This window comes from Streptomyces sp. SID3343, assembly GCF_009865215.1.
Taxonomy (GTDB): Bacteria; Actinomycetota; Actinomycetes; order Streptomycetales; family Streptomycetaceae; genus Embleya.
On record NZ_WWJX01001373.1, the window covers coordinates 24,740 to 34,801 of the forward strand.

Genomic DNA, 10,062 nt, shown 5'->3' on the forward strand with positions numbered 1-10,062 from the left:
TTCCACTGGTAGGCCACCGTATGCCGCGTATGTCGAGGAGCAGGCACCCGTGATCGCACGTCCCCTCCGGTTGCTGCTCGCCGTCCTCGCGACGGCGCTCGCGCTCTCCGCGCTGCCCTCGACCGCCTCGGCCGCGACCGCCTCGGCCCCGGCCGCCGACCACGTCGTGCTGCTCGGGATCCCCGGTCTGACCTGGGACGACATCACCCCGCAGCGCACCCCGGCCTTGGCCGCGCTCACCGGGCACGCCGCCACCGCCGCGATGTCGGTCCGTACCGTGCACCCGCGCGCCTGCCCCGTCGACGGTTGGCTCACGACGGGCGCGGGCGCGCGCTCGACCGACTTTCGCACCGACGCGGCCACGGCCAAGCCCTGTCCGGCGCCCGTCCCGCCGACCCTGGCCCCCGACGGCGCGGCGACCGTCCCCGACCTGCCGCGGATCGTCGAGCACAACGACACCTACGGCTACAACCCGCGCTTCGGCCAACTCGCCGCCTCGGTCACCGCGACCGGCCGCACGGTGACCGCAGTCGGCCCGGGCGCGGCCTATGCCGCCGCCGACCCCACCGGCCGGGTCCAGGCGACCTATCTGCCCGACCCCGCCGCCGTGGACACCGCGCTGATCGAGCGCTCGGCGCTGACCCTGGTCGACCTCGGCGGCCCGTACAGCCCGCCCACCGACACCCAGGGCGGTACAGCGAGCGCGCCGTCCCGCGATTTCGATCGCGGCCACCGCCTCACCGAGATCGACGCCCAAGTCGCCCGGATCGCCGCCGCGCTCCCCCCGCGCACCCAACTCGTGGTCGCGGGCCTGGCCGACGACACCGGGACCCCGCACCTACGCGCCCTGCTCGTGTCCGGCCCCGGCACCAAGGCCCACCGCGCGCCCGGCACCGAGCCCGCCCCCTCGGACACCTTCGACAACGGCTACCTCACCGCGACCTCGACCCGTAACGACGGTCTCGTCCAACTCACCGACCTCGCCCCGAGCCTGCTCGCCCCGCTCGGCATCGACGCGCCCGGCGAGTTGGTCGGCGCGGTCTACACCCGCGTGGGCAGCGCCTCGGGCTCCACCGCGGTCGAGCACCTGCGCCTGTTCGACGTCGGCGCACAGGCGTCGCGCACGGTGCGCGAGAGTTGGATGTTCTTCACGTGGCTCACTCTCTTGCCGATCGCGGGCGCCGGCGTCGCGCTGTGGTTCGCGATCCGTCTCGGCCGCAGCGGCAAGACGGCCGCGCGCCGCAGGGTGACAAAGACGGCCGAGTGGATCGGGGTGCTGTTCGGGGCCGTCCCCGGCGGCTCGTTCCTGGTCGCGCTCGTGCCGTGGGAAAAGGCCGGCGACCCCGCGTGGACACTGCTCGGCCTGACCGCCGCGTTCTCCGCCCTGCTCGCGGTGATCGCGCTGCTCGGCCCGTGGCGCAGCCACCCGTACGGGCCGGCCGGCGTGGTCGCGGCGGCCACCGCGGTGATCCTGGCGGGCGACGTCATGGTCGGCTCGCCGCTGCAGTTGAACACGCTGTTCGGGCTGTCCCCGCTGGTCGCGGGCCGGTTCTACGGCTTCGGCAACGTCGCGTGGACGATCTTCGCGATGGCCGTCCTGCTCGCCGTCGCATGGCCGACGGCCCGACTGATACTGGCGAATCGCCGCCGCGCCGCGCTCGTCGTGCTCTCCGTGGTCGGCGCGATCGCGGTGGTGGCCGACGGCTGGCCGGCCTTCGGCAGCGACTTCGGCGGCGTACTCGCGCTCATCCCCGGCCTCGCGATCCTGGGCCTGCTGCTCACCGGAACGCGCATCTCGTGGGTCAAGGTCGGCCTTGTCGCGCTCGGCGCGGTCGTGGTGATCGGCACGATCGCCGTACTCGACTGGCTGCGCCCGGCGGGAAGTCGCTCGCACCTGGGCCGCTTCGTCCAGGAGATCGTCGACGGCAACGCCGGCGACACGATCCACCGCAAGATCATGGGCAACCTGCACTCGTTCACGGGACCGTTCACGCTGATCATCCCGGTGGTGTTCGTGGTGCTCATCTTCGCCGTGCTCAATCCGGACAAGTGGCGTTCGCCGGCCCTGACCCGGTCGTTCGAGGCGGTGCCGTGGCTGCGCTCGACCCTGATCGCGTGCTGGCTCACCGCAGTGGTGGGCTACGCGGTGAACGACTCCGGCATCCAGATCCCGGCCGTCGCGCTCACGATCGTGGCGCCGTTGTCGATCGCCGTGATCGCGGCAACGGAGGCCCGCCCGCGCGTCGACTGACCAGCACGACGGCGACCAGGATCGCCGCCCCCACCCACGGCCCGACCGTGCCGCGCAGCGTGCGCTGGAGGGTGTCCACGGTGTCGGGCAGCGGGGTGTCCCGGCCCGGGACGTACGCGCACACGAGCAGCGTCGTGCGCGCGAGCAGCAGGTGGTCGAGCGCCGAAGGACCGAGCAGGACCAGCGGCGCCCACGCGGCGACGTCGTACCAGGGCAGGCTGTAGGGCGTCGTCAGCAACCACGCGACCGTCAGCAGCGCGGCCACCGCGGCGCTGTCGCCCGCCACATCGGCGGCCGGCCGGGCCCGCAGCGCGGTCCGCGCCAACAACCACACCACCAAGGCTCCGAGTAGCCAGCCGACCAGTCCGATCGACGACCGCGCGGTGTCGTGTCCGAGCGCCGACTCCATCGGCCCCAGCACGAGCCGCAGCGGCACCGCCAGCGACACCAGCTTGGCGTTCTCGCGCAGTTGGTCGAACGCGCCGAACCCCACCGGCAGATACGTCAGGATCCCCACCGCGAGCCCCGACCCGACCATCGCGCCCATTGCCCGCGGCCGACCCCGCAACCCCCACGCAAGCGCGAGGACGTACAACCCGAGCGACACCTTCGCCGCGCACGCCAGCCCGACCAGTACCCCCGCGAGCACGGCCGAGCGTCGCACCGCGACCAGCGCGCCCACCGCGAACACCACCGCGAACGCGTCCAGATGCCCGGCGTTGACTGCCACGAACAACAGCAGCGGATTCAGCGACCACAGGATCGCCACCCGCGCCCGGGCCCGCGGATCGGGCCCGGCCGCCCGCTGCAACAGCAGTCCGCTCAGCACGAACGCCGCGGCACCGAGCAGCGTCAGCACGAGCACGATCGTGTGTACCGACGTCCCGCCCAGTCGCGCCGCGAACCACTGCTCGGCGGTGGCGACCGGCCCGTACACGGACGGCGTATCGGTCCACGGCGCCTCGACCGCGCGCCCGACCGGATCGCCGTCACGCACCAGGGTCGCGGCGGTGTCGGTGTACGGACTGCCGCCGGTCGTCGCGAGCCGGCCGTAGGCCGCGTACACGAGGTGGTCCGCCGAACCCATCGGCGGCACACACACCACCGCGAGCGCCGCCACGACCCCGCCGACCGTCAGCCGCCGCGGCTCCGGCGCCCATCCACGCGCCAACTGCCGCAGCGCGAGCACTAGTCCGCCGGCACCCACGAGCGCGGGCGCGAGCAACAATCCGGTGACCAGCCACGCCGGCGGATGCGCGTCGAACCGATACGGCGGCAGCCACCCAGGGCCTCCCGGCACCGGCGGCTGCGCGGCCGACGGGCCCAACAGCCCGGTGAGTACCACCAATCCGATCGAGACCGTAAGCAGCCCGATCGCCACCGGGCCGAGCGAGTGTTCCACGTGAAACATGCCGGTCCGAGACCCGGCCGCGGTCTCTCCGGCCCGGGTCACTGCGGGCTTGTCCGGGCCCGCCGCCGCCCCGGCCCGACCTCCGGTCCGAGTCGGCGTCGCCCCGGTACCAGCCCCCGCCCGACTACTCCCGGACCGACCCCGCGCCGCCTCAGCCACGACCGCGAACGGCCCCGGGCAACGCGCCGGCCGCACCACGCTCGGCCAAGGCCCTTGCCACATGCGCGTATTGGCGCGCCCGATGCCGCTGCGCGGCGAAATCCTTGCCGGTCACCCGGTGGTGCAGGTCCACCTCGACCTCCTCGACCACGAATCCCGTGCGCACCAGGTCGATCGTCAACCCCGTCTCCACACCGAACCCGGCGGCCAGCGGCAGCGCGGTCTCGAACGCCTCGCGAGTGAGGCAGCGTTGCCCGGAAAGCGGCTGCGTCGCGGTGAACCCGGACGCCCGCTCGATCCCGTCCCGTGCGGCTCGCACCACGAACCCGTGCCCCCCACCGGCCCGCCTCTGCGGTGGCAGTACCGCGATCGTCATCGCGGCGTGGCCGGACCGCACCGGCTCGATCAGCGGCCCGGTCGCCGCGGCTGTGCCCTCCAGGTCGGCGTCGAGAAAGAGCAGGAAACGCGGGTGGACCCGGCCCTCGGTGGTGTCCAGCGCGCCGACCACCGCGGCCCCCGTCTCCATCGCGGCAGCCTTGCCGCGGTTGCGCCCGTGCCGCGCGACCACGGCCCCGGCCGCCCGGGCCAGCGCGACGGTGTCGTCGGTGGACCCGTCGTCGACCACCACCACCAGGTCGACCCCGGCGACGGACCGCGCCGCCTCGACGGTGGCCGAAATGCGCTGCGCCTCGTCGTGTGCCGGGATCACCACGGCCGTATCGCCGGTCGGTGCGCCGGTTGTGTCGCCGGTCGGTGTGCCGGTCGTGTGCTCCGCCATGGCGTGATCCTACGAGCCGTTGCGCGCGCCGGATCCTCTCCGTCGGTCACGGGCGTGCCACCCGTACTGCCCAAGCAACGGCGCGGCGGCGTGCAAGGTCTGCACGGATGGGGGTACAACGGAGGGGAGCCACATCGCAGGAACGCCCCCGAACTCCTGTGACAGCGGTCTCGCGACATCTGCGGAACCTCCGAGGGCCGACCGTTCGTCGTTCCCGGTGAGAAGTGCTGGACCAGGCAGAGACCCAACCAGACCCAACCGCAGCGCAAACCGCAGCACATGGACGGCACGACGGTCCGCTCGGGAGTTCGCCATCCCGCCGACGGTCCGGTTCGCGAGTGCACCACCTGTACGGGGCGCTTCTTATTCGCCACCCCTGCGCCACCTCGCGCCATGTGCCGCCATGTGGCCCCTTCGTGGTCGGCTGCGGGAAAAAGTACCTGAGTATCACGCATAGTGCTTCCACGTTCACGGAAAGGAACGAGCGCCATGCTGCGCGAGATCCTCGGAAGACGACGGAGGGAACGCACCGCACTGCTGTCTGCCGTGCTGACGTGCGCGAGATGGCGCTGGCCCGTGGTTCCCGGCGTCGGATACGACCGCTGGTCGGGAGTGTGTCGGTGTGGTGCGGCGGATTGCCGCGTGCCGGGAGCCCATCCGGGTGAACCTCCCCTGCTCGCGGCCTCGTGTGACGAACGTATGGTGCGCTGGTGGTGGCAACAGTCACCGGACGCATCGGTGATCCTGGCCACCGGTGGTCGGGTAGCGGCGCTGAGCGTGCCGTCCGAGGCCGGAGCGCGCTCGCTCGACCAACTCGCCCGACTCGGTGTCCGCACCGGACCGGTCGTCGCCGCACCGGGGCGCTACGCGTTCCTGGTCGAGCCGTATCGATTGGACGAACTCGGCGAACTGCTGGACCGATACGGCCTGGACCGCTATGGAACGGTGCCCTCGACCCTGCGCTTCCACGGCGACGGCGGTTTTCTGGCGCTGCCACCGTCGCGGGTACAGGGCGGAACGTTGCGCTGGGCGCGGCCACCGGCACCTTCGGGAGACCCCACGGCCGGTGGGCCGTGGTTGCCCGAGGTGGCCGATCTGGTGCGCACCCTCGTCGACACTTGCCAACACGCCGAACCGAGGGCCTGAGCCCGGATTTCGATGCCGGATCCCACGTCGACACGACGTCGGAATCCGGCCTCGAAGTCCGGCTCGGGCCCCTTTTTCGTGTCGGCTGCGAGCCTGTCGTACATCCGCTGTCCGCCCGCAGGGTTGTCAGGGTTGTCAGGGCTGTCCGGGCTGTGTGTGGCGATTCGACCCCGAGTGGGCATCGGGTCCACTGCGCGTTTCATGCGCTTTTCGGGCAGGCCCGATTCGAAGCGATCCTCGCTGTCACACAATGAAGTGATCGTTGTGGCGTAACCGCAACATCAGGTGATCGTTGCACGTCATGACGGCGCGATAGGCTCTGCGCGCCGATCATTTCGGCCTCGTTCCCAGCTCCGACCCGGCCTCGGGGAGAGCGGGAGGGCCTTCGCGCGCTAGGAGACACCATGCAGCGGCCACGCACGGGTCACATCCGCACGGTGGCTCTGAGCGCGGTCGTGGGCCTGTGCCTCGTCGTCCCGCTCGCCGCCGCGTCCGCGGACTCTGCCGGCTCGTCGGACCCCGGCAAGAAGCGGCCCTTGGCCGACGCCACCGCGTCCACTCGGCCGGGCACCGACAAGAGCGCCGAATTCGGCAACGGTGTCGGCGACCGGGACAAGTCCGGTACGGCCGGCCTCCTGGAGCTGATCGGCGGCAAGTCGACCACGGCGCCCACCACTTCGTCCGGCGCGGCCACTTCGTCCGGTGCCACCACCCGTCCGGCCACTCCCGTGACATCCGCTCCGAGTACGGACAGCGTGTGCGGCAGGCCGATAGACGGCCCCAAGGGCATCCGCGCCCAGACGTGCGTCGAGCGCGACGGCTCCGAGGTCTGGGGCCGGGTGTACTACCGCAATCCCACGCCCGACCCGCTGCTGCTCGCGATGAGCGTTCTCCAGCCCGGCGGCAACGCCCTGCGGGTGACCTGCTCGGTGGAGCCGAAGGAAACCGAGGGCCGCTGCGACAGCCCGCGCGTGCGCGCCCCCAAGGGCACCGACGGCTGGTCGGCACTGGCCGAACTGGCCTCGAAGGACGGCGCGACCAAGCTGCTGCGCTCGGGCTCGACCACGGCCCAACGCTGACTCCCGAGCGGCTGGGTGGACCGGGCGGCCGGTCGGCTCGGGCGGTTCGGGGTGGTTCGGCGGGCTTGTGTTCGGTGGTCCACCGGTCTGCGTTCGGCGATGCGACGGTGACAGGGCCGACAGGGACTCGGCTCGACAGGGGCACGGCTCGACGGCGGCTCGTTCGGCGAGAGCACGGCCCGTCTACGACTCGGCTCGCGTGCGCTACGACCGATGTGCGTTACGACGGGTGCGCTTACGGCCGGCGTGCTTACTACCGGTGGACGGCGCGACCACTCTGCGGCACGACGTGTCCGCCAAAAACGCGAGGTGGCAATTCGACCGGGAATGCACCGGGAAAAAGCCCCGAAAAAGGTGAAGGCCCGGCCGCTGAAGACGGGGGATGCATCAGCGGCCGAGCTGGATCAACGGTAACAACAAGCCGCCGGATCTCCAATCCGGGGGCCGGTATCGACCACGCATGACCGATCCCGCACGCCCGTTGACGGGCGTGCGGGCGTTGTTCGTCCGCTAGTTCAGGGTGATCTGCCGGTTCAGCAGTCCGTTGCGCGCGCTGCGCTGGCGCGGGGTCAAGGGGCTGGTGTCGGCCATGGCGGTGGCGAGGCGCTCACCGAATTCGCGGGCCGGCTTCTCGACGTCGTCCGCGGTCATCGCGGTCGGCAGGTCCCACACTGGGACGAGCAGACCGTGCGCGCGGAACGAGCCCACGAAGCGGGTGCCCTCGCCCAGGCTCGACTCGCCGGCCGCGTGCAGGCGCGCGATCGCGTCGAGCAGTTCCTCCTCCGCGTGCGGCATGACCCAGCGCAGGTGGTTCTTCTCGGTCGTGCCACACCAGTACGCGGCATCCACCGACGAGAGCCGAACCGTCGGCATCGCGGCCGCGTTCGCGCGCTCCAGCGAGGCGCTCACCTCGGCGTTCATCGCGGTCGGGTCGTCCACCCAGAAGTCGAAGCCCTCGTGGACCGTGATCTCCAGAGGCAGCGTGACGTCGATCAGGTCCTGGAGACGGTCGCCGGACTCGGGCAGCGGGCCGGGAGCGACCGACGAGCCGTCCTCCTGCGCCAGCGCACGCTCGAGGGCGTGCGCGAGGTCGCGGCTGACGTCGCCCGAGCTGGTGTGGGTCTGCAGACCGACCAGGATCGAGCCGTCCGCGCGCCGCAGCGCCGGCCAGGCCATCGGCAGGACGGTGGCCAGCGTGACCTTCTGGCCGGCGTGCTCACCGGTCAGGGTCAGCTGCGCGGTGGCGGCCGGCACCAGCTCGCGCAGGGCGATCCAGTCGCATTCGTTGGGAAGCCCCTGGAAGGGACGGAGGACGAGCGTCTCGGCGGCGGTGGCCGCTTCGCGCCCATGGCATGCCTTGTACCGGCGGCCCGACTTGCACGGGCACGGTTCACGACCGCCGACGACCGGGACGGATCCCGTTGCGGCTGCGGTCTGGGTCTTGCCGGTGTGGCCCTTCAGCGCGGCCTTCTTGCCCATGCTGCGGTCTCTCCGCCTCGGTGTCGGGGGGATGGTGGTCGACGACTCACCAGACCCGAGAGTACTGAGTCCGCGAGCGAGGATTGACCGCTCGAACGCGCACTCGACCGCGAGCGGATCGGGTGTGGGTGTCGTCCGTGGGCCTCGTACGCGTCGCCCGCGGGACGCGGGCGTGGGGCGGAGTCAGTCCAACGGCTCAACGGCGTCGAGGTCGAACTCGTCCCACAGCCCGTCGCCGGAGCGCCGGGTGACCGGCACGAGGGCCCACACGGTGACTTCCTCGTGCGAACCGCGCACCCCCCAATCGGCCGCCAGCGTGCCGATGATCGACAGGCCCCGCCCACCGTGCGCGCTGAGCGAGGGACTGGCCTGACGCGGACGGGTCGAACTGCCTCCGTCGGTGACCTCGATCGCGAGCAACCCGTCGGGCCGCACCCACCACGCGGCACGGACATTGCCCGACGGCAGCGCGCGGGCGTGCCGCAGGGCGTTGCTCAGCAGTTCGGACAGGATCAGTACGGCGTCGTCCACGACGTCGAGGGAGATGCCCCAGGCATCGAGATCGGCGGACAGGCGGTGTCGAGCCGCAGACACGCCGACCGGGGCGTGCGGTACCAGTACCGCCGCGGAATCGGGCATCCCACGGGCCACGACCATTGCCACCCCCGGCCTCCTTATTGCACACTTTCGCTTCGCGCGCACGTCTCGCGCGTCGGGCATGAGATGCCCGATGCCGACCGACGGGAAACGGCGCTGCGCGTTGTGCTCCGACCCACCCAGGGGCGTATAGGGGTATGCGATCACACCAAGTCGGATATAACGCCCCGAAAGGCCACCAGCGTACGCCCCCTAATGGGGGCTAATCGGACAGTTGGGCCATTACCTGTCGTGGCCGATTCGTGATGATCGCGTCGACGCCGAGGCGCAGACACAACTCGACGTCCTCGGGGGCGTCCACGGTCCACACGTGTACCCGGTGGCCGGCCCGGTGCAGCCGGGCCACGTAGCGCGGATGGGCGCGGACGATGTCGATGCTGGGGCCGGCGATCCGTACGTCGCGGGGGAGGGTGCCGTCGCGAAACAGCAACGGGACGTGCTCCATCAGGAACACGGTGGGCAGCTCCGGGGCCATCAGGCGCATCCGGCGCAGCGAGAGCTGGGAAAAGCTCATCACCCGGATCAGCGACGGGTCGTCGCCGTCGGGGCGGGACAGGCCGAAGCGGTCGAGCAGGTCGACGAGCCGTCGCTCCACCAGGCCCGCGTAGCGCGTGGGGTGTTTGGTCTCGATCGCCAGCCGTACGGTGCGCGGGGAGTCGACGACCAGTTCGAGCAGTCGCTCCAGGGTCAGCACGGACTTGCGGTCCCAGTCGGGGGCCTCGGGCTCCTCCGGGCGCTCGCGTTCGACGCCGGATTCCTTCCAGGACCCGAAGTCGAGCGCGGACAACTCGGCGAGTTCGAGCGTCGACACGATGCCGCGCCCGTTGGAGGTGCGGTCGACCTTGCGGTCGTGGACACAGACCAGATGGCCGTCGGCGGTGAGGCGGACGTCGCATTCGAGTGCGTCGGCGCCGTCCTCGATGGCCTGGAGGTAGGCCGCGAGCGTGTGCTCGGGGACGGTGTCGGACGCGCCTCGGTGGGCGACTACCTGCACGTTGGCGCGCAGCGGGCGCGCCCTTGTGGTTGACACGAAACAATCGTGCCATCTCGGGGTGAGCGCCAGGTGGCCGCGGGGTGTCGGGGGGCTGTGTTTTGGGGTGGG

8 protein-coding genes are annotated in these 10,062 nt (G+C 71.6%); 3 read left to right on the plus strand and 5 right to left on the minus strand.

Translation table 11 applies throughout. The annotated features are described in order from the left end of the window. Positions 1 to 49 precede the first annotated feature (49 nt). On the plus strand, positions 50 to 2,251 hold the full coding sequence (locus tag GT354_RS43610; protein ID WP_161362602.1) for a hypothetical protein: 2,202 nt from the start codon (positions 50 to 52) through the stop codon (positions 2,249 to 2,251). Here the strand turns inward: GT354_RS43610 and GT354_RS43615 are convergent. After that, complete coding sequence (locus GT354_RS43615; protein ID WP_161362604.1) at positions 2,184 to 3,662, minus strand: DUF2029 domain-containing protein; 1,479 nt, start codon at positions 3,660 to 3,662, stop codon at positions 2,184 to 2,186. The genes GT354_RS43610 and GT354_RS43615 overlap by 68 nt on opposite strands. A 151-nt stretch (positions 3,663 to 3,813) precedes the next feature. Further along, the gene (locus tag GT354_RS43620) at positions 3,814 to 4,599 is read right to left on the minus strand and encodes a glycosyltransferase (RefSeq protein WP_161362606.1); all 786 of its coding nucleotides are present in this window, start codon (positions 4,597 to 4,599) and stop codon (positions 3,814 to 3,816) included. A gap of 489 nt (positions 4,600 to 5,088) precedes the next feature. Between GT354_RS43620 and GT354_RS43625 the strand changes: the two genes are divergently transcribed. Both GT354_RS43625 and GT354_RS43630 read left to right on the plus strand, forming a co-directional pair. Continuing rightward, on the plus strand, positions 5,089 to 5,745 hold the full coding sequence (locus tag GT354_RS43625) for a bifunctional DNA primase/polymerase (RefSeq protein ID WP_346012446.1): 657 nt from the start codon (positions 5,089 to 5,091) through the stop codon (positions 5,743 to 5,745). Between the two features lie 404 nt (positions 5,746 to 6,149). Then, positions 6,150 to 6,824 (plus strand): hypothetical protein, encoded by a 675-nt coding sequence (locus GT354_RS43630; RefSeq protein WP_161362608.1) that lies wholly within the window; start codon positions 6,150 to 6,152, stop codon positions 6,822 to 6,824. Between the two features lie 510 nt (positions 6,825 to 7,334). Here GT354_RS43630 and GT354_RS43635 read toward each other — a convergent pair. From GT354_RS43635 to GT354_RS43645, 3 genes are all read right to left on the minus strand, one after another. Next, positions 7,335 to 8,303 (minus strand): DUF5926 family protein, encoded by a 969-nt coding sequence (locus tag GT354_RS43635; protein ID WP_161362610.1) that lies wholly within the window; start codon positions 8,301 to 8,303, stop codon positions 7,335 to 7,337. Between the two features lie 183 nt (positions 8,304 to 8,486). Beyond that, positions 8,487 to 8,960 (minus strand): ATP-binding protein, encoded by a 474-nt coding sequence (locus tag GT354_RS43640; RefSeq protein ID WP_161362621.1) that lies wholly within the window; start codon positions 8,958 to 8,960, stop codon positions 8,487 to 8,489. A gap of 202 nt (positions 8,961 to 9,162) precedes the next feature. Beyond that, a complete protein-coding gene (locus GT354_RS43645; protein WP_161362612.1) occupies positions 9,163 to 9,990 on the minus strand; it encodes a glycerophosphodiester phosphodiesterase in 828 nt (275 codons plus the stop codon). Between the last annotated feature and the right edge of the window lie 72 nt (positions 9,991 to 10,062).

What these genes read in the sequence shown, in the direction of transcription:
- GT354_RS43625 (WP_346012446.1), top strand. Translation starts at nt 5,089, where the DNA reads ATGCTGCGCGAGATCCTCGGAAGACGACGGAGGGAACGCACCGCACTG.
- GT354_RS43615 (WP_161362604.1), bottom strand. Translation starts at nt 3,662, where the DNA reads ATGTTTCACGTGGAACACTCGCTCGGCCCGGTGGCGATCGGGCTGCTT.
- GT354_RS43620 (WP_161362606.1), bottom strand. Translation starts at nt 4,599, where the DNA reads ATGGCGGAGCACACGACCGGCACACCGACCGGCGACACAACCGGCGCA.
- GT354_RS43630 (WP_161362608.1), top strand. Translation starts at nt 6,150, where the DNA reads ATGCAGCGGCCACGCACGGGTCACATCCGCACGGTGGCTCTGAGCGCG.
- GT354_RS43640 (WP_161362621.1), bottom strand. Translation starts at nt 8,960, where the DNA reads ATGGTCGTGGCCCGTGGGATGCCCGATTCCGCGGCGGTACTGGTACCG.
- GT354_RS43635 (WP_161362610.1), bottom strand. Translation starts at nt 8,303, where the DNA reads ATGGGCAAGAAGGCCGCGCTGAAGGGCCACACCGGCAAGACCCAGACC.